Here is a 19,257-nt window from a genome sequence, read left to right on the forward strand (position 1 = left end):
CGCACCCCCGAAGGGGTACGGCCCGCCGAACAACTACCTAGCGGAACCCGAAGGGCTCAGCTCAGCTCTGACCACCGGCCAGCTTCTCGCGAAGGGCGGCAAGCGCCTCGTCCGAAGCAAGCGCACCGGAGTTGTCGTCCGACTCCGAGGAGTACGAACCGCCGCCACCGGAGGCAGCCGGGGCCGCGCCGGCGCCGGCGACGGCACCCTCGGCCTCGGCCTGGGCGTCGGCCTCGCGGGACTTGATGACCTGAGCCTGGTGCTGCTCGAAGCGCTGCTGCGCCTCGGCGTACTGGGTCTCCCAGGCCTCGCGCTGGGTCTCGAAGCCCTCGAGCCAGTCGTTGGTCTCGGGGTCGAAGCCCTCGGGGTAGATGTAGTTGCCCTGGTCGTCGTAGGACGCGGCCATGCCGTACAGGGTCGGGTCGAACTCGACGGCCGACGGGTCGGCGCCGAAGGCCTCGTTGGCCTGCTTCAGCGAGAGGCTGATGCGGCGGCGCTCGAGGTCGATGTCGATGACCTTGACGAAGATCTCGTCGTTGACCTGGACGACCTGCTCCGGGATCTCCACGTGGCGCTCGGCCAGCTCGGAGATGTGGACCAGACCCTCGATGCCCTCGTCCACGCGGACGAACGCACCGAACGGAACCAGCTTCGTGACCTTACCCGGGACGACCTGGCCGATCTGGTGGGTACGGGCGAACTGCTGCCACGGGTCCTCCTGCGTCGCCTTCAGCGACAGGGAGACACGCTCGCGGTCCATGTCGACGTCGAGGACCTCGACGGTGACTTCCTGGCCGACCTCGACAACCTCGGACGGGTGGTCGATGTGCTTCCAGGAGAGCTCGGAGACGTGGACGAGACCGTCGACGCCACCCAGGTCCACGAAGGCACCGAAGTTGACGATCGAGGAGACGACGCCGGAGCGGACCTGACCCTTCTGGAGGGTGGTGAGGAACGTCTGGCGCACCTCGGACTGGGTCTGCTCGAGCCAGGCACGGCGGGACAGGACCACGTTGTTGCGGTTCTTGTCCAGCTCGATGATCTTCGCCTCGAGCTCCTTGCCCACGTAAGGCTGGAGGTCGCGCACGCGGCGCATCTCGACGAGGGAGGCCGGCAGGAAGCCACGGAGGCCGATGTCGAGGATGAGACCACCCTTGACGACCTCGATGACGGTACCGGTGACGATGCCGTCCTCTTCCTTGATCTTCTCGATCGTGCCCCAGGCACGCTCGTACTGAGCGCGCTTCTTGGACAGGATGAGACGGCCTTCCTTGTCCTCCTTCTGGAGAACCAGGGCCTCGATCTCGTCGCCGACCGCCACGACCTCGTTCGGGTCGACGTCGTGCTTGATCGAGAGCTCGCGGCTCGGGATGACACCTTCGGTCTTGTAACCGATGTCGAGGAGAACCTCGTCCCGGTCAACCTTGACGATGACGCCGTCGACGATGTCGCCATCGTTGAAGTACTTGATCGTCTCGTCGATGGCGGCGAGGAAAGCTTCCTCGTTACCGATGTCGTTGACCGCAACCTGCGGGGTGGTGGCGGTGGTCTCGGTGCTGCTCGTCATGTGGGAAAGGGCTCCGGCGGACATTGAAAGTCGGTGGGTACTGCTACGCCGGGACCTGTTTCGCACCGAAGAAGCCGGACAGCCTAGGAAGCGCCGAATCCCGATCTTCCGGGAGGCGCCTCGACAACCGAGGGGACATACGACAGATGCGAGCGCAGCCTGCTATGTCTGAGGAACGCAGGCCCGCAGCGCAACTTGTAGCATACGGGGGCAGCCGGACACGGTCAATGCGCGAAGGCGCACACCCGGGGCGGATCGCCGCATAACCGGCACACATCGCGTCCCACGAGGCCATGAGGTCCGCAGTGCCCGCAGATTAGTACCAGGGAGCCGATCATCCAAGAGTCTGGACCAATTGAAGCGTACGACCCGTCGTCCTCCCCGAACACGGTCGACGAGGACTCCACGGCCACCCGGCGTGACGCGGACACCACGGAGAGCGCGCGGGCCAACCGCGGCTGGTGGGACCGGAACGCGGACGAGTACCAGATCGAGCACGGCACGTTCCTCGGCGACGACCGTTTCGTCTGGGGCCCCGAGGGGCTCGACGAGGTGGAGGCCGAGCTGCTCGGCCCGCCCGAGGACCTGGCCGGCAAGGACGTCCTGGAGATCGGAGCGGGTGCGGCCCAGTGCTCGCGCTGGCTGGCCGCGCAGGGCGCCCGGCCCGTCGCCCTGGACCTCTCGCACCGCCAGCTCCAGCACGCGCAGCGCATCCAGGACGGGTCCGCGATCCGGGTGCCGCTGGTGGAGGCGGACGCGGGCGTGCTCCCGTTCCGGGACGGCTCCTTCGACCTGGCCTGCTCCGCGTACGGCGCGCTCCCCTTCATCGCGGACCAGGTGCGGGTGCTGCGCGAGGTGCACCGGGTGCTGCGGCCGGGCGGCCGCTTCGTCTTCTCCGTCACGCACCCGATCCGCTGGGCGTTCCCCGACGAGCCGGGCCCCGAGGGCCTGACCGTCTCGGCCTCCTACTTCGACCGCACCCCTTATGTGGAGCAGGACGACGAGGGGCGGGCGGTGTACGTCGAGCACCACCGCACGATCGGGGACCGGGTCCGCGACGTGGTGGCCGGCGGCTTCCGCCTGGTGGACCTGGTCGAGCCGGAGTGGCCCGCGTGGAACACGCAGGAGTGGGGCGGCTGGTCGCCGCTGCGCGGCAATCTGATCCCGGGCTCCGCGATCCTCGTCTGCGAGCGGGACGACCGGGCCTAGGACCTCTCGTACGAGCGTGCTGGAGACTGGCTGCGTGATCCGCAGTGATGCCCTCTCCGCCCTGCCCGTCCGGTCCGCCGTGCCCGCGCTGCGGCGCGCGCTCGACGGGTCCGGGGCCGCCGTGCTCGTCGCGCCGCCCGGCACCGGCAAGACCACGCTCGTACCCCTGGTCCTCGCGGGCCTGCTCGACGAGGGCGCCCCGGTCCGCCGGGTCGTGGTGGCCGAGCCGCGGCGGATCGCGGCGCGGGCGGCGGCCCGGCGGATGGCGTGGCTGCTGGGCGAGCGGGTCGGGGAGCGGGTCGGTTACACGGTGCGCGGCGAGCGGACCGTCGGCCCCGGCACCTGTGTCGAGGTCGTCACCACCGGCGTGCTGCTCCAGCGGCTCCAGCGCGACCAGGAGCTGTCCGGCGTCGACGTGGTGATGCTCGACGAGGTGCACGAGCGGCATCTCGACGCGGACACCGTGGCCGCCTTCCTGTGGGACGTGCGCCAGGCGCTGCGGCCGGAGCTCGAACTGGTCGCGGCGTCGGCGACCACGGACGCGCAGGGCTGGGCGCGGCTGCTCGGGGACGCGCCGGTCGTCGAGGCCGAGGGGGTCACGCACCCGGTGGAGGTGGTGTGGGCGCCACCGGCCGCGCCGGTGCGGCCGCCGCACGGGATGCGGGTGGATCCGGCGCTGCTGACACACGTGGCGTCGGTGGTGCGGCGCGCGCTGGCCGAACGGCCGGGCGACGTGCTGTGTTTCCTGCCGGGCGTCGGCGAGATCGCGCGGGTGGCCGGACAACTGGGGAGTCCCGGCGGGGACAGCGCCGACATCGAAGTGCTCCAGGTGCACGGGCGGGCACCCGCCGCCGTGCAGGACGCGGTGCTCTCGGCGGGCGCGCGGCGCCGGGTGGTGCTGGCCACGGCCGTCGCGGAGTCGTCGCTGACGGTGCCGGGGGTGCGGGTCGTCGTGGACGCCGGTCTGGCCCGCGAGCCCCGCGTCGACCACGCGCGCGGGCTGAGCGCCCTGACGACCGTACGGGCGTCTCGCGCGGCCGGGACGCAGCGCGCGGGCCGCGCCGGACGCGAGGCGCCCGGGGTGGTGTACCGGTGCTGGGCGGAGGCGGAGGACGGGCGGCTGCCGCGGTTCCCCTCGCCCGAGATCAAGGTGGCGGACCTGACGGCGTTCGCGCTCCAAGTGGCGTGCTGGGGCGATCCGGAGGCGTCCGGTCTGGCGCTGCTCGACGCGCCGCCCGGCGGGGCGATGGCGGCGGCGCGCGAGGTGCTGGTGGCGGTCGGGGCGGTCGCGGCCGGTTCGGGGCGGGTGACGGAGCGCGGGCAGCGGCTCGCGCGTCTCGGGCTGCATCCGCGGCTCGGGCGCGCGCTGGTCGACGCGGCGCCGGTGGTGTCCGCGCGGCGGGCCGCCGAGGTCGTCGCCCTGCTGAGCGAGGAGCCGCCGCGCGGTTACGGGGACGATCTCGGGCAGGCCCTGCGGCTCGCCCGGCGCGGGGGCGACGCGTATGCCGGGCGGTGGGCCGCGGAGGTGCGGCGGCTCTCCCGGGTCGCGTCCGAGGGGCCCGGCGGGAGCGGTGCCGCCCTGTCCGACGAGCGCGCCGCCGGGATCGTCGCCGCCCTGGCGTTCCCGGAGCGGGTGGCGCGGCGCTCGGGCGGGTCGTATCTGATGGCGTCGGGCACCCGGGCCGACGTCGGGGACGGGTCCGCGCTGCGGGACGCCGCGTGGCTGGCCGTCGCCGTGGCCGACCGGCCCGTCGGCGCCGGGCACGCGCGCGTGCGGCTCGGGGCCGTGGTCGACGAGGAGACCGCCCGGTGGGCCGCCGCACAGCTGGCGTCGGAGGGCGACGAAGTCGTCTGGTCGGACGGCGAGTTGGTGGCCCGGCACGTCATCCGGCTCGGGGCGGTCGAGCTGACGGTGCGACCGCTGCGGGACCCGTCCCCCGCCCTCGTACGGGAGGGGCTGCTGGAGGGGCTGCGACGGGAGGGGCTCGGGCTGCTGCGCTGGGGGCGGGAGGCGGACGCGCTGCGGCAGCGGCTGGCCTTCCTGCGGCGGCACGTCGGTGAGCCGTGGCCGGACGTGAGCGACGAGGCCCTTTACGCGCGCGTGGACGACTGGCTGGAGCCGGAGCTGGGGCGGGCCCGGCGGCGCGCGGATCTGGCCCGGATCGACGCCGGGGCGGCGCTGCGGCGGCTGCTGCCGTGGGCGGGCGGGGACGCGGCGCGCTTCGACGAGCTGGCCCCGGAGCGGATCACGGTGCCGAGCGGGTCGTCGGTGCGGGTGGACTACGCCGATCCCGAACAGCCGGTGCTGGCGGTGAAGTTGCAGGAGATGTTCGGGCTCCAGGAGACGCCGGCCGTGGCGGGGGTGCCGGTCCTCGTCCACCTGCTCTCCCCCGCCGGGCGGCCCGCCGCCGTCACCGCCGACCTGGCCTCGTTCTGGCGGGACGGCTACCGGTCGGTGCGGGCCGATCTGCGCGGCCGGTACCCGAAGCACCCGTGGCCGGAGGACCCGGCGACGGCGGAGCCGACCCGGCACACGAACGCGCGGCTCAGACGCTGACCGGCTCCGGCTCGGCCGGTGCGTGCGGTTCGGGCTCGCCGGGACGGCGGCCGCGGGCCTCCAGCCACAGGGCCAGGGCGAGCAGCAGGACGCCGAGGATCAGGAAGCCCCAGGGGAGGTAGGAGGTGAGGAGCAGGACCAGGGTGCGCTGGGACTTGACCAGGTCGACGGTGTCCTTGATGTAGTCCTCGCGCATCTTCACGTCGCCGGCGAACGCGGTGACCTTCTTGCCGTCGCCGCCGAGCAGGGTGCCGCCGCGCATCTCCTCCTTGTGCTTCTCCTCGCCGTAGACGGGGGCGCCGGTGGTGGGGTCGACCAGGAAGGTGCGTACGGTCGTGTACCACATCTCGGTGCCGGTCTTGGCGACGGATTCGGCCGTGATGCCCTTGACCGGCATCTTCTTGGGGAAGGGCACCTTGGTCCAGGGGATGGTCTGCTCGAAGCGGTAGACGGTGACGCCGCGGAAGTCCTCGGTGTCCTTGTAGTGGATGGGGCGGGTGATGCGGGCGCGGGCGTCGAAGTACTCGTAGTCCCGCTTCTCGGTCAGGAACGGCCACTTGAACTCGATGCCCTCGCGCGTGACCGGGTCGCCGTCGACGGATTCGCCGGTCGCGTGCACGGGTTCCTGGCTGTGCGCGTCGAAGATGTAGCGCTCGGGGATCTGGGAGACGAACTTGCCGTCGGGGCCCACGATGTAGCTGAGGCCGTCCCAGACGACGACGTCCCGCCCGGCGCTCTTCTCGATCTTGTCGGACGCCTCGACGTTGCCCTTGAGGGTCTGCACGACGGTGAGCTTGGGGACCTTCTTGGCCTGCATGGTGCCGTAGTCGACGAGGGTGGCGTTCTTCGCCTCCAGGACCATCGTCTGGTACTGGTTCGCCGGGATCTTCGCCAGCCGGGGGAACGCGTACCAGCGCATCAGCGGGGACATCGCCGTGAAGAACACGGCGAAGGCGAGCAGGATCAGGCTTGCCTTGCGGCGCATCTCGGCGGCCCTCCTCAACTACGGGTTCGGGGAAAGGGGTTCAGCGGGTCACGGGTGTTCGGGGACGGTGGTGAGCAGGGGTTTCGGGGACGTCCTGCCCGTCGGGGCGCCGACCGCCGAGATGGTGAGGACGAGGGCGAGGGCCACGGCAAGACCGATCGCCGCCGCGATGAGGGCACGCATGTCCGGCCTCCCGAGCCTGGATCTGATGGGCCGTCAGGGCCTTGGGTCGGTGCACCGTAGCAATGCCGGGGAGAGATGAGAACACGTTCGACGCGACCTGGCTCCGCACACGCGCGAGCCCCCGGCCGTTCGTCGGCCGGGGGCTCGAAGTGCGCGCTGCGCGCGGGAGGTTACGCGGACGGGCTCGCGGACGGCGTGGTCGTCGCGGAGCCGCCGTCGCTCGGGGTGCCGGTCGGGGCGGCCGTCACCTCCAGCTTGACGGTGAGCGTCGCGCCGCCCGCCGTGGTGACGCGCAGCAGGAAGGTGCCGGCGGCGTCGTCCGCGTACAGCTTCGGGAGGGCGAGCAGGCCGTCCTTGTCGGTCTTGAGGCCCTTGAGGGTGCGCACGCTCTTGCCGTCCGCGTCCTTGAAGGAGGGGCCCGTCGTCGCCTCGGCCGGGTCGTCCTCGGCCTTGACGAGGGTGGCGGTGGCCGTGACGCCGTCGGCTGCCGCGCCCTTGTACGTCGCCTTCAGCACCAGGGCGTCCTCGTCGAAGGTGCCGCCCGCGACACAGGTGAGTTCCTTGTCGCTGGTGCGGGCCAGGGTGTCGGCCGCGCGCTCGGTGACCTTCGCGGTGTAGTCGAGGCCGGTCACGGAGCTGCCGACGACGGTGGCGCGGATCGTGAAGGTGCCGGTCTTCTCGCCCGCGGTGAGCTTCGGCGCGGTGGCCGTGCCGGTGGCGGTCGTGGTGACGACGGCGCTCGTGGCGTCGCCGTCGAACCGGGCGTCGGTGCTGCCGACGATCCGGAAGCGCACCTTCACCTTGGCGACGCCCTTGCCCGCCTTGTCCTTGGCCCGGACCTGCACCCGCTCGGCGAAGGCGTCGCCGGCCGTCGCACCGAGCGTGCCGGTGTCCGCGTCGGCCAGCTTGGTGACGGAGCCGGTGGGGTCGGGCGTCTCGGGCGGCTTCGTGGGATCGGTCGGCTTCGTGGGGTCGGTCGGCTTCGGCGGCTTCGAGGGATCGGTCGGCTTCGGGCCGGGGTGCGACGAGCCGCCGGAGCCGGGCCGGGTCGACGGGCCGCCGCCCGGGTTGCCCGGGGACGGGGTCGGGGACGGCGAGGAGTGGGAGCCGCTGCCGCCGCTCGGGTTCTTGGGCAGCACGCCGGTGCCGTCGGGGACCTCGTAACTGCCCTTGCGGTAGTACTCCATCCAGGACAGGACGGTCGCGAGGTAGTCCGAGGAGTTGTTGTAGCTGAGGATCGCCTTGTTCAGGTCCTTGGCGTTCGACAGGTCCCAGTCCTTGCGGCACAGGTAGTGGCCGGCGGCGAGGGCCGCGTCGTAGATGTTGTTGGGGTCCTTCTTGCCGTCACCGTTGCCGTCGCGGCCCGCCCACTCCCAGGTGGAGGGGATGAACTGCATGGGGCCGATGGCGCGGTCGTGGACCGTGTCGCCGTCGTAGAGGCCGCCGTCGGTGTCGGTGATCTTCGCGAAGCCGTTGCCGTCGAGGGGCGGGCCGAGGATCGGGCTCTTCAGCGTGCCGTTCGCGTCGACGTTGCCGCCGCTCGCCTGGCCCGACTCGACCTTGCCGATCGCGGCGAGCAGCTGCCAGGGCAGATTGCAGCCGGGCTTGGACGACGCCAGCTCGGCCTCGGCCTTCTTGTAGGCGTCCAGGACGGTGGCGGGGATGCCGGACTCGGCCTTCGCCGCGCCACCACCACCGCCGCCGCCACCGCTCGTGCCGGGCGGGGGCGTCGCGGAGCCGGTGGGGCTGTCGAGCGGCGGGAGGTCGGTGTAGTAGTCGGGGCCCGAGGCGGTGCCGGGGGTGTCGTCGGAGCGGTCCGACGCCGAGCGTCCGCTGTCCGCGTGGGGCGGGGTCAAGCCCGGCGCCTGCGACGCGGAGAGTGCCGCCACCGCCGCGGCGGCGATCGCGGTCGTCATCACGCTTCTGCGCAGCCTCCTGCCGAAAACCGCCGCCATACCGCGAACCCCTCCCGCAATCGCCCGTACCGGCCTGGGCACCGGGTTCACCCCGGGTTGCGGAGCTTCTCGGCGCCGTCGCGCACTCCCCAGCGCACGACTCCGCCGACACTACGACAACTTCCGGCGCGCGGACAGTCGTTCGTACCCGCTATTAACCGTTTCATCAGGTAAGTGACGTGGAGTGTTGTCGTAGGCTTCGACGCTCCCTCACCGTGCGCCGTCGAGTCAATCCGGGGAGAAGCGTGCCGTTCACCATCAGCCATGCCGCCGCCGTCCTGCCGTTCGTGCGGCGCGACGGGTCGGGGCGGGGGCGGCTCGTACCGTCCCTGCTCATGGCCGGTTCGTTCGCGCCGGACCTCACCTATTTCGCGGCGAGCACGGTGCCGGGCGCCATGGAATTCGGCTCGTTCACGCACTCGTTCACCGGAGTGTTCACGGTGGACGCGCTGTTCGCGGCGGGGCTGCTGGCGCTCTGGCTGCTGGTGCGCGAGCCGTTGCTCGCGCTGCTGCCGGGCGCCGTGCGCGCACGGGTGTGGACCGTGGCGCGCGGCCGTCCCGGGCGGGCCCGCGGGTGGTGGCTGTGGTGGTACGTCTCCGCGGTGCTCGGTTCGCTCACCCACGTGGTGTGGGACGCGTTCACGCACCCGGACCGGTGGGGCACGCGGCTGCTGCCCGTGCTCGGCGAGGACGTGGCCGGGTCGCCGCTCTACTGGTACGTGCAGTACGGCAGTTCGGCGCTGGCGCTCGTCGTGATCGCCGTGTTCGTGTGGTGGGCGGTGCGCGGCGCCGCCCCCTCGGCCGGCCTGCCCGCGCCCGACGCCCGGCAGCGGTGGCTCGCGCTCGTCGTGATCGGCGGATGCGCGTGCGGCTGCGGGGCGGCGCGGGTGGTGCGCTGGCTGTCCTACGTGGACGAGGAGGGGCTCGTCTGGAAGCCGTGGGAGATCGTGCCGACGGTGTGCTTCGGCGCGGGCGCGGGGCTCGTCATCGGGCTCGTGCTGTACGCGCTGCTGCTCCGGGTGCGAACCAGGCCGGCCGTTCCGGAGCGTCCGGGGCCTCCGGCGGAACCGAGCCGTCCGACTGTTCGCTGATCTCCTGCGGCGGGGTGAGGCCGATGCCCGCGGCCCGCCCCTTGTTGAGCGCGCGGTGCACGGCCTGAGCCACGCGTTCGACGGTGCGCACGCCGTAGGCCATCGACGGGTTGTCGTGGCTGAGCACGGCGATGCGGTAGGTGCGGTCCTGGCCGGTGAACGCGCCGATGCTGTGCACGCGCCAGCCGTGCGTGGCCCGCGGCAGCCAGCCGTTCTTGAGGTGGGCGCGCAGGCCGCGCGGCATCCCGGCGGGCACGCCCCAGCGCTGGTTCTTGCGCACCTCGCTCATCAGCTTCAGCCCGTACGCGCGTGATGTCGCCGTCAGGAACGAGCGCCGGGCGGTGAGCCTGTCGAGCAGGCGCAGCTGGTCGGCGGCCGTGGTGCGGGTCAGGCCCCAGTAGCCGTAGGGGCCGAGGAGGGTGCGGGTGGCGCCGGCCTGGGTCAGGGTCGTGCCGAGGCGGGTGCGGCCGAGGTCGTTCCAGAGGCGGCCCGCGGCGGCGTTGTCCGATCTGCGGATCATGGGGCCGAGGTTGTTCCGCTCCCACGCGGTCGGTCCGCGGTGCCGGCTCTGGGCGCGGCGCAGGGTGGCCTCCATCATGAGGACCTTCACGACGGACGCCGCGTCGTAGCGGGTGCGGGGGGTGAGGGTGCAGTGGAGTCCGGTGCGGTCGTCGTGCACGGCGATCGACACGCTGCCGCGCCGTCCGGAGAGGGCCGTTCTCAGGTCCCGCGTGAGCTGTTTGGCGAGGGCGGGGTGCTTGGGGGCACGGCAGGTGGGCGCTGTCGCTGCCGCCTGTGCGGTGGGGGCGGTGTTGAGGAGGGCGGCGAGGGTGAGGGTGGTCAGGGTGAGGGTGCGGGTGCGGGTGCGGGTGCGGGGCATTGGCTCATCGTGCGGGGGCGCTCCGCTGGGGGCGCGGTGTGGGGGCTGAACGGGGGTGCACGTTCAGCCCCCACATCCCGGTCGCCGTTCGGCCGACGGCCGGTGGGGGCTGGTCGCGCAGTTCCCCGCGCCCCTGAGATGCGCACTGCGTGCGCCATCTCATCGGGGGAAGCTGCGCGCAGCGCATGCTTCAGGGGCGCGGGCGGGCTAGTGCGCGGCGGATTCCCAGTCGTGGCCCAGGCCCACCGAGACGTCCAGCGGCGCGCGGAGCGCAACGGCGCCGGCCATCTCCCGCCGCACCAGCTCCTCCGCGACGGCGGCCTCCCCGGGCGCGATCTCCAGCACGATTTCGTCGTGGACCTGGAGCAGCATCCGGGAAGAGAGCCCCGCCTCGGTGAGCGCCTTGTCGACGTTCAGCATCGCGATCTTCACGATGTCGGCTGCGGTGCCCTGGATCGGCGCGTTGAGCGCCATGCGCTCGGCCATCTCGCGGCGCTGCCGGTTGTCCGAGTTCAGGTCGGGCAGATAGCGGCGCCGCCCGAGCACGGTCTCGGTGTAGCCGGTGGCCCGCGCCTCGTCGACCACGCGCCGCAGATAGTCCCGGACCCCGCCGAACCGCTCGAAGTACGTGTCCATCAGGGCGCGCGCCTCGCCCGCCTCGATGTTCAGCTGCTGCGACAGGCCGAACGCGGAAAGACCGTAGGCCAGGCCGTACGACATCGCCTTGATCTTGCGCCGCATCTCGGCGTCGACCTGGTCCCGCTCCACACCGAACACCTGCGCGCCGACCGTGGTGTGCAGGTCCTCGCCGGAGGTGAACGCCTCGATCAGGCCCTCGTCCTCGGAGAGGTGTGCCATGACGCGCAGCTCGATCTGGCTGTAGTCGGCGGTCATCAGCGTCTCGAAGCCCTCGCCCACGACGAACCCGCGGCGGATCGCGCGACCCTCGTCGGTGCGCACCGGGATGTTCTGCAGGTTCGGGTCCGTCGACGACAGGCGGCCGGTGGCGGCGACCGTCTGGTTGAACGTGGTGTGGATGCGGCCGTCGGCGGCGATCGTCTTGATCAGGCCCTCGACGGTGACGCGGAGCTTGGCCTGCTCCCGGTGGCGCAGCATGATCACGGGCAGTTCGTGGTCGGTCTGCGTGGCCAGCCAGGCGAGCGCGTCGGCGTCCGTGGTGTACCCGGTCTTGGTCTTCTTGGTCTTCGGCAGGTCCAGCTCGCCGAAGAAGACCTCCTGGAGCTGCTTGGGCGAGCCGAGGTTGAACTCGTGCCCGACCGAGGCGTGGGCCTCCTTCACCGCCTGCTGGACGGCGCCCGCGAACATCTGCTCCATGGCCTCCAGGTGGGCGCGGTCGGCGGCGATGCCGTACCGCTCCAGGCGGGCGAGGAGCACGGAGGTGGGCAGTTCGATGTCGGTGAGCAGATCGGCGGCGCCGACCTCCTTCAGCTTCTCGCCGAACGCCTCGCCCAGGTCGAGGATGGCGCGGGCCTGCACCATGAGCGCGTCGGCCTCGGCCTGCTCGTCCTCCTCCGCGCCGAACGCGAGCTGCCCGTCGGCGGCGCCGGCCGGGGCCAGCTCGCGGCCCAGGTACTCCAGGGACAGCGCGTCGAGCGCGAAGGAGCGGCGGCCGGGCTTGACCAGGTACGCGGCGAGCGCCGTGTCCATGGTGATGCCGTCAATGCTCCAGCCGTGCTCGGCGAAGACCCGCATCACGCTCTTGGCGTTGTGCAGCACCTTCGGCTTCGCCGCGTCGGCGAGCCAGGCCGCGAACGCCTTCTCGTCGGTCTCGTCCAGCGTCGTCGGGTCGAACCAGGCGGCCTCGCCGTCGGCCGCGGCGAGCGCCACTTCGGTGACCGAGCCGGTGCCGAGCGACCAGGTGTCGACGGAGGCGAGACCGAGCGCGGCGGTGCCGTGCTCGGCGAGCCACGGCGCGACCTCGCCGGTGGCCAGGACGGTGCCGTCCAGCTCCACGCCCGGCTCGGCCGGGGCCTCCTCGGCCTCGGCGGCGCCCGGGTCGACGGCGAACAGGCGCTCGCGCAGCGACGGGTTCCGGATCTCCAGGGTGTCCAGGATCATCGCGATCGCGGTGCGGTCGTACGCCGTGCGCTCCAGGTCGGCGACCGTCTTCGGCAGCTCGACGTCGCGGACCATCTCGGTCAGGCGGCGGTTGAGCTTCACGGCCTCGATGTGGTCCCGGAAGTTCTGCCCCGCCTTGCCCTTGACCTCCTCGGCGCGCTCGACCAGCTCGGCGAACGAACCGAACTGGTTGATCCACTTCGCGGCCGTCTTCTCGCCGACGCCGGGGATGCCCGGCAGGTTGTCCGACGGGTCGCCGCGCAGCGCCGCGAAGTCCGGGTACTGGGACGGGGTGAGGCCGTACTTCTCCTCGACCTTCTCCGGCGTGAACCGGGTCAGCTCGGAGACGCCCTTCGTCGGGTACAGCACCGTCACGTTCTCCGTGACGAGCTGGAAGGAGTCGCGGTCGCCGGTGACGATGAGGACCTCGAAGCCCGCGGCCTCGGCCTGTGTGGCGAGCGTGGCGATGATGTCGTCGGCCTCGAAGCCGTCGACGGCGAAGCGCGGGGTGTGCATCGCGTCGAGGAGCTCGCCGATCAGCTCGACCTGGCCCTTGAACTCGTCCGGGGTCTTCGACCGGTTCGCCTTGTACTCGGTGAACTCCTCGGACCGCCACGTCTTGCGGGACACGTCGAACGCCACCGCGAAGTGCGTGGGCGACTCGTCGCGCAGAGTGTTCGCCAGCATCGACGCGAAGCCGTAGATCGCGTTCGTGGGCTGGCCGGAGGCCGTCGTGAAGTTCTCCGCGGGCAGCGCGAAGAACGCGCGGTAGGCCAGCGAATGCCCGTCCATGAGCATCAGCCGGGGACGCCCACCGGCACCGCTGTCCGCCGCCTTCGTCGCGGGGGCCGCCGTCTTCTTCGCCGTCTTCGCTGCTTTTTCTGCCACGTCCCCGATCCTGCCAGACCCCACTGACACTCCGGTCCACCCCGACCGGGCGGCAGCCCTGTCGGACCTCCGTGCGAGGATCGGAGAGGTAGCTCACAGCACGCTCGCAGGACCGCGCAGGACCGCTCGAAGGGGAGCCCGACATGGCCGCCAAGCCGCCCGCATCCGATCCGGTTCAGGACGCACCGCAGGTCGTGGCGCCGCAGCACCACGCGGCCGGCCTGCCCGCCGTCAAGCACACGCTGAAGATGGCGCGCGAGCAGATGGGCGTGAAGCGCACCGCCCTCACCCTGCTGCGCGTCAACCAGAAGGACGGCTTCGACTGCCCCGGCTGCGCCTGGCCCGAGCCGGAGCACCGGCACGCCGCGGAGTTCTGCGAGAACGGCGCGAAGGCGGTCGCCGAGGAGGCCACGCTGCGCCGGGTGACCCCCGAGTTCTTCGCCGCGCACCCGGTCGCCGACCTGGCCACGCGCTCCGGGTACTGGCTGGGCCAGCAGGGCCGCCTCACCCACCCCATGTACCTGGCCGAGGGCGCCGACCGGTACGAGCCGGTGACCTGGGAGCGGGCCTTCGACATCATCGGCGAGGAGCTGACGGCGCTCGCCTCCCCCGACGAGGCGGTGTTCTACACGTCGGGGCGCACCAGCAACGAGGCGGCGTTCCTCTACCAGCTCTTCGCCCGCGAGTTCGGCACGAACAACCTGCCCGACTGTTCGAACATGTGCCACGAGTCGTCCGGCTCGGCGCTCACCGAGACCATCGGCGTCGGCAAGGGCAGCGTCCTGCTGGAGGACCTCTACAAGGCGGACCTGATCATCGTGGCCGGGCAGAACCCGGGCACGAACCACCCGCGGATGCTCTCCGCCCTGGAGAAGGCCAAGGCCGGCGGCGCGAAGATCATCTCCGTGAACCCGCTGCCGGAGGCGGGCCTGGAGAAGTTCAAGAACCCGCAGACCCCCAAGGGCCTCACCAAGGGCGCCACGCTCACCGACCTGTTCCTCCAGATCCGGCTCGGCGGCGACCAGGCCCTCTTCCGCCTCCTGAACAAGCTGATCCTCGCCACAGAGGGCGCCACCGACGAGACGTTCGTCGCCGAGCACACCCACGGCTTCGAGGCGTTCGCCGAGGCCGCCCGCGCCGCCGACTGGGACGAGACCCTGAAGGCCACCGGCCTGTCCCGGGCCGACATCGAGCGCGCCCTGGAGATGGTCCTCGCCTCCCAGCGAACCGTCGTGTGCTGGGCGATGGGCCTGACCCAGCACAAGCACTCCGTGCCGACCATCCGCGAGGTCGTCAACTTCCTGCTGCTGCGCGGCAACATCGGCCGCCCCGGCGCGGGCGTCTGCCCGGTGCGCGGCCACAGCAACGTGCAGGGCGACCGCACCATGGGCATCTTCGAGCGCCCCGCGCCCGCCTTCCTGGACGCCCTGGAGAAGGAGTTCGGCTTCGCTCCCCCGCGCGAGCACGGCCTCGACGTCGTCCGGGCCATCCGCGCGCTGCGCGACGGCGACGCGAAGGTCTTCTTCGCGATGGGCGGCAACTTCGTCTCCGCCTCCCCCGACACCGACGTCACCGAGGCGGCCATGCGCCGCGCCCGCCTGACCGTCCACGTCTCGACGAAGCTGAACCGCTCGCACACCGTCACCGGCGCCCGCGCGCTGATCCTGCCCACGCTCGGCCGCACCGAGCGCGACCTCCAGGGCAGTGGCGAGCAGTTCGTCACCGTCGAGGACTCCATGGGCATGGTGCACGCCTCGCGCGGCCGCCTGGAGCCCGCGAGCCGCCACCTGCTGTCCGAGCCCGCCATCGTGACCCGCCTCGCCCGCCGCGTCCTGCCCGACTCAGACGTGCCCTGGGCGGAGTTCGAGAAGGACTACGCCACGATCCGCGACCGCATCGCCCACGTGGTGCCGGGCTTCGAGGACTTCAACGCACGGGTGGCCGACCCGGCCGGCTTCGCCCTGCCGCACGCCCCGCGCGACGAGCGCCGCTTCCCCACCGCCACCGGCAAGGCCAACTTCACGGCCGCGCCCGTCGAGTACCCGAAGCTGCCACAGGGCCGGCTGCTGCTCCAGACACTGCGCTCGCACGACCAGTACAACACCACCATCTACGGCCTGGACGACCGCTACCGCGGGATCAGGAACGGCCGCCGGGTGGTGCTGGTCAACACCGAGGACGCCAAGGACCTCGACCTCGCCGACGGCGCCTACGTCGACCTGGTCGGCGAGTGGAGCGACGGAGTGGAGCGGCGCGCCCCCGGCTTCCGCGTCGTGCACTACCCGACGGCCCGCGGCTGCGCGGCCGCGTACTACCCGGAGACCAATGTCCTGGTGCCGCTGGACGCCACCGCGGACACCAGCAACACCCCCGCCAGCAAGTCCGTCGTGGTGCGCCTGGAACAATCCGGCACCGACTGAGCGTTCGCTCAGCGAGCGTGTACCCCGACACTCAGGAACGACGGACGGAGCAGGGCCCCATGGGCGAGCAGAACCAGGTGAAGTTCCCGCAAGAGGTCCTCGACGAGTACGCGGACTACGGCATCGACCTGCCGGCACTGTTCTCCGCCGGACACCTCGGCACCCGGATGGGCATCGAGATCAAGGAGGCCGCCGCGGACCGCGTCGTCGGCACCATGCCCGTCGAGGGCAACACCCAGCCCTACGGCCTGCTCCACGGCGGCGCCTCCGCCGTGCTCGCCGAGACCCTCGGCTCGGTCGGCGCGATGCTGCACGGCGGCATCGGCCGCCTCGCCGTCGGCGTCGACCTGAACTGCACGCACCACCGCAGCGCCCGCACCGGCCTCGTCACCGGTGTGGCCACGCCCGTGCACCGCGGCCGCACCACGGCCACGTACGACATCGTGATCACCGACGAGCAGGACAGGCGGGTCTGCTCGGCCCGCCTGACCTGCCTGCTCAAGGAGGCCCCTACGGCCGACCCGGCGCCACCGGCAGCGTGAGCGATCCGGCCCCGGCGCGCACCGTCATCCGGGTGCCCGCCGGGTGACGCAGGGTGTAGTCGTGGTCGGTCGAGATCAGGACCACGCCCAGCCGGTGCCCGGCCTTGAAGACGTAGTCCTCCGGCTGCAGATCCCACCGCAGCCGGTACTCCTCGCCCTCCACGACCTTCGACTCGTGCCGCAGCGAGGTGCGGTTGCGCGCGTCCAGCCAGCCCCGCGTCACGATCTTGAAGTCGGCGGTCTCGGTGGCGTGTTCCGCGCGGTACGCACAGCCCGTCTCACCCGGCAGCCCCGGCACCCCCTCCCCGTAGCAGACCTCCCGCGAGGTGTCGGTGACCGTGCCGGCCGTGGCACGGGTGTCCCGGCCGTAGTCGACCAGCAGCGCGGTCACGTACGGCGAGGTGCCGGACAGCGAGGCGCGGATGTCGATCCCGGGCACCCCGTTGAGCCGCACGTCCCGGTCCAGGGCGCCCGTCGTGTACGCGAGCCGGTTCGGGTTCGCCTCGTCGGGTGAGGTCACGAGCTGTTCGGCGGGGACCGTGCGGCCCGCGTCGGTCAGCGACTGGACGGCCTGCGGGCCCGCGGTCCTGCCGAGCGTGCCGTCGGCGCGCAGCCGAAGGATCGTGTCGCGGGTACCGGGCGCCGGCCAGTCCGACTGCTGCCGCCAGCCGAAGTCGGCCTGTTCGACGTCGACCCGCGGCTCGCTCAACACACCGTTGCGGATGCCGTAGAGCCAGTGGTCGAACCAGTGGTGGACCTGGCGCAGCCATTCCTCCATGCGCAGCGGCATCGGGTTGGCGTGCCCGGCCTGGTGCAGCCAGAGCTTGCGCGGCACGTCGTTCTTCTTCAGCGCCTCCCACAGCGCGCCCGCGTTCCTGGTCTTCACGTTCCAGTCGTTGAGCCCGTGCACGACGAAGACGCCCGCTCTGATCCTGCCGACGTCCTTGATGTAGTCGCGCTCGTCCCAGTACGCCGACCGGTCGCCCGTCACCCGGTCCTGGTCGCGTTCGAGCCCGTCGAGGACCGGCTCGCAGATCTCCCGGTCGGCGCGTGAGTACACGTACCGGGCGAGCACGTCGGTGTCCTCTCCCTGGTATCCGCCCGGTGCCACGACGCCGCCGTTCGCCCGGTAGTAGTCGTACCAGGACGAGATCCCGGAGATCGGCACGATCGCCTTGAGCCCCTCGACGCCCGTGGTCGCGACGGCCGTCGGCAGCGTGCCGTTGTAGGAGATGCCCATCATGGCGGCGTTCCCGGTCGACCAGTCCGCGCGGACCTCGTCGCCGTCCGGGTCCCAGCCCTTGGCGCGGCCGCCCAGCCAGTCGACGGCGGCCTTCGCGCCCAGGGTCTCGTTGCGGCCGCCGGAGGTCGGGCAGCCCGTGGAGCCGCCCGTACCGAGGCTGTCGACCTGCGCGACCGCGTAGCCGCGCGGCAGGAAGTAATTGTCGTAGTAGCCGGAGTACGCGGTCGCGGGACCGGTCAACCCCGGCGCACCGGTGGCGCGTTGGGCCGCGGCGACCGGGAGGCCGTCCTCGTCGAGGTCGACCTGATGGTTGGGGACATCGTTGCCACCGGCCCAGTACGGGCTCGCCTCGATGATCGTGGCGACCTTCAGCCCCGCCGTGCCGGTCTCCTTCGGCCGCAGGATCCGCATCCGGACGGTGTCCCGCCTGCCGTCGCCGTCACTGTCGGCCTCCGTGCGGACATCGACCTCCTGGTAGACGGCGTCGGCCCGGGAGAAGACGGGCTGCGTCTCCTGCCCGGAGATCCTCAACTCCGCCCTGCCGGACGCTTCCTGCGCGGCGTGCGCGGCCGGCGCCGCCACGGCGAGGACCAGGGCACCCGCCAGGACGAGCACCGGCCCGCCACGCGGTCCACGTCTGCCGGCGGTACGGGTGGTACGTGCGGATCTCACCATCGTGCCTCCTGGGCGCGGTACGGGAGTTCACTCACGGGACGCCTGTCATTCCACCGCGCCACCCACCGGCCCGCCAGTGGGCCTGACCCACCCGCCCCTACGGTCCATCCCCTGATGCCACGCGCCCCGACGAGCACCGACCGGCATCGACCGGCACCGACCGACACCGACCGACACCGACACGAGCGGAATCAGGCAATCCGGCCCCGCACCCATCCACACCGGCCCGCACCGACCCAAGCGGAGTCAGCCCTTCCGCCCCCGCCTTGCGGACATGCCCGGCATCAGCCCCGTAGAGCCGTACGCCCCTGACGACGCACCCACCGCGCGGGACACTCCCCGCAACCCGGCACCACCACCGACACCCTCGGTAGCGACCCCCCGCGCCCGACCGACCGCCGGACCGCACGGCGGCCACGCCGCATCCAAACCCCCGCCCACTGCACGGTGGCCCTCACCGCGCCCCCCGCCGCCACCACCCCACCCCCGCCGAAGAACCCCCACACCGACACCCTCGACACCCGCCCCGCCCAGGCGACCCAACCGCGCCACGACGACCCGACCGCCACCCGCGGCACCTCCGCGCTCACCGTCAGCACCAACCAGGGCTGCACGATGACGATCAGTCACATACACGCTGGAACAGCGCAGTTGACGACTCACGTCACTCCAGCAACACCTTTCACGGCAGCCCCGAGCATCCCCGGCGCACTCCGCGCGCACATCGGCGCACGCAACCTCACCACGCTCCCCCGCACCTCCGACATGACCTACCTCGGCGCCACCCCGCCCAACCCCCTCGCCCGAAAACGCCGCACCCTCACCGTCACCGACCGCCGCCCACACACCCTCCTCACCCGCGTTCACACCGCCCGCCACGCCCGGCGGACACCCCCCGGCGCCGCCACACCCGCGTAACAAACTCACACAGCGGTAACAGCCAGTTACCTCTGCCGCAACGAAGCAATGCGAAGGTCACGCGC

The 19,257-nt window shown here is 72.1% G+C and carries 13 protein-coding genes; 6 read left to right on the forward strand and 7 right to left on the reverse strand.

Annotated features, from left to right (window positions below; genetic code table 11):
* Positions 1–61: 61 nt before the first annotated feature.
* The gene (gene rpsA, locus ABII15_RS10095; RefSeq protein WP_353941945.1) at positions 62–1,567 is read right to left on the reverse strand and encodes a 30S ribosomal protein S1; all 1,506 of its coding nucleotides are present in this window, start codon (positions 1,565–1,567) and stop codon (positions 62–64) included.
* Positions 1,568–1,921: 354 nt separating this feature from the next.
* On the opposite strand from rpsA, the gene ABII15_RS10100 reads away from it, so the two are divergent.
* Complete coding sequence (locus tag ABII15_RS10100; protein ID WP_353947011.1) at positions 1,922–2,776, forward strand: class I SAM-dependent methyltransferase; 855 nt, start codon at positions 1,922–1,924, stop codon at positions 2,774–2,776.
* 34 nt (positions 2,777–2,810) lie between these two features.
* Complete coding sequence (gene hrpB, locus ABII15_RS10105; RefSeq protein ID WP_353941946.1) at positions 2,811–5,333, forward strand: ATP-dependent helicase HrpB; 2,523 nt, start codon at positions 2,811–2,813, stop codon at positions 5,331–5,333.
* Here hrpB and ABII15_RS10110 read toward each other — a convergent pair.
* The 3 genes from ABII15_RS10110 to ABII15_RS10120 form a co-directional block, all read right to left on the reverse strand.
* Complete coding sequence (locus ABII15_RS10110) at positions 5,323–6,318, reverse strand: DUF3068 domain-containing protein (RefSeq protein WP_353941947.1); 996 nt, start codon at positions 6,316–6,318, stop codon at positions 5,323–5,325. The two genes, hrpB and ABII15_RS10110, sit on opposite strands and share 11 nt — an antisense overlap.
* A gap of 48 nt (positions 6,319–6,366) precedes the next feature.
* Positions 6,367–6,501, reverse strand: coding sequence for an SPW_0924 family protein (locus tag ABII15_RS10115; RefSeq protein WP_353941948.1), 135 nt, complete (start codon positions 6,499–6,501; stop codon positions 6,367–6,369).
* A gap of 170 nt (positions 6,502–6,671) precedes the next feature.
* On the reverse strand, positions 6,672–8,456 hold the full coding sequence (locus ABII15_RS10120) for a lytic transglycosylase domain-containing protein (RefSeq protein ID WP_353941949.1): 1,785 nt from the start codon (positions 8,454–8,456) through the stop codon (positions 6,672–6,674).
* 245 nt (positions 8,457–8,701) lie between these two features.
* Here ABII15_RS10120 and ABII15_RS10125 point away from each other — a divergent pair, with 245 nt between their 5' ends.
* Positions 8,702–9,547 carry a DUF4184 family protein gene (locus ABII15_RS10125; RefSeq protein WP_353941950.1) on the forward strand — a complete coding sequence of 282 codons (846 nt, stop codon included), beginning with the start codon at positions 8,702–8,704 and terminating at the stop codon, positions 9,545–9,547.
* On the opposite strand, the gene ABII15_RS10130 is transcribed toward ABII15_RS10125, so the two are convergent.
* A complete protein-coding gene (locus tag ABII15_RS10130) occupies positions 9,441–10,427 on the reverse strand; it encodes a serine hydrolase (RefSeq protein WP_353941951.1) in 987 nt (328 codons plus the stop codon). The two genes, ABII15_RS10125 and ABII15_RS10130, sit on opposite strands and share 107 nt — an antisense overlap.
* 207 nt (positions 10,428–10,634) lie before the next feature.
* Entirely contained in the window at positions 10,635–13,304 is a 2,670-nt protein-coding gene (polA, locus tag ABII15_RS10135; protein ID WP_353947012.1) for a DNA polymerase I, read from the reverse strand.
* Between the two features lie 233 nt (positions 13,305–13,537).
* Between polA and ABII15_RS10140 the strand changes: the two genes are divergently transcribed.
* The gene (locus ABII15_RS10140) at positions 13,538–15,814 is read left to right on the forward strand and encodes an FdhF/YdeP family oxidoreductase (protein WP_353941952.1); all 2,277 of its coding nucleotides are present in this window, start codon (positions 13,538–13,540) and stop codon (positions 15,812–15,814) included.
* Positions 15,815–15,873: 59 nt separating this feature from the next.
* Positions 15,874–16,356, forward strand: a complete 483-nt coding sequence (locus ABII15_RS10145) for a hotdog fold thioesterase (protein WP_353941953.1) — start codon at positions 15,874–15,876, stop codon at positions 16,354–16,356.
* On the opposite strand, the gene ABII15_RS10150 is transcribed toward ABII15_RS10145, so the two are convergent.
* Positions 16,325–18,274, reverse strand: a complete 1,950-nt coding sequence (locus tag ABII15_RS10150) for a Xaa-Pro dipeptidyl-peptidase (protein WP_353941954.1) — start codon at positions 18,272–18,274, stop codon at positions 16,325–16,327. The genes ABII15_RS10145 and ABII15_RS10150 overlap by 32 nt on opposite strands.
* 447 nt (positions 18,275–18,721) lie before the next feature.
* Here ABII15_RS10150 and ABII15_RS10155 point away from each other — a divergent pair, with 447 nt between their 5' ends.
* A complete protein-coding gene (locus ABII15_RS10155; protein WP_353941955.1) occupies positions 18,722–19,192 on the forward strand; it encodes a hypothetical protein in 471 nt (156 codons plus the stop codon).
* The last annotated feature ends 65 nt before the right edge of the window (positions 19,193–19,257 follow it).

Origin of the sequence: Streptomyces sp. HUAS MG91 (genome assembly GCF_040529335.1) — a bacterium.
Lineage (GTDB): Bacteria > Actinomycetota > Actinomycetes > Streptomycetales > Streptomycetaceae > Streptomyces > Streptomyces tabacisoli.

Coding starts and splice junctions, on each gene's coding strand:
- rpsA (WP_353941945.1), bottom strand. CDS start 1,567: ATGACGAGCAGCACCGAGACCACCGCCACCACCCCGCAGGTTGCGGTC.
- ABII15_RS10110 (WP_353941947.1), bottom strand. CDS start 6,318: ATGCGCCGCAAGGCAAGCCTGATCCTGCTCGCCTTCGCCGTGTTCTTC.
- ABII15_RS10115 (WP_353941948.1), bottom strand. CDS start 6,501: ATGCGTGCCCTCATCGCGGCGGCGATCGGTCTTGCCGTGGCCCTCGCC.
- ABII15_RS10120 (WP_353941949.1), bottom strand. CDS start 8,456: ATGGCGGCGGTTTTCGGCAGGAGGCTGCGCAGAAGCGTGATGACGACC.
- ABII15_RS10130 (WP_353941951.1), bottom strand. CDS start 10,427: ATGCCCCGCACCCGCACCCGCACCCGCACCCTCACCCTGACCACCCTC.
- polA (WP_353947012.1), bottom strand. CDS start 13,304: ATGCTCATGGACGGGCATTCGCTGGCCTACCGCGCGTTCTTCGCGCTG.
- ABII15_RS10140 (WP_353941952.1), top strand. CDS start 13,538: ATGGCCGCCAAGCCGCCCGCATCCGATCCGGTTCAGGACGCACCGCAG.
- ABII15_RS10145 (WP_353941953.1), top strand. CDS start 15,874: ATGGGCGAGCAGAACCAGGTGAAGTTCCCGCAAGAGGTCCTCGACGAG.
- ABII15_RS10150 (WP_353941954.1), bottom strand. CDS start 18,274: ATGGTGAGATCCGCACGTACCACCCGTACCGCCGGCAGACGTGGACCG.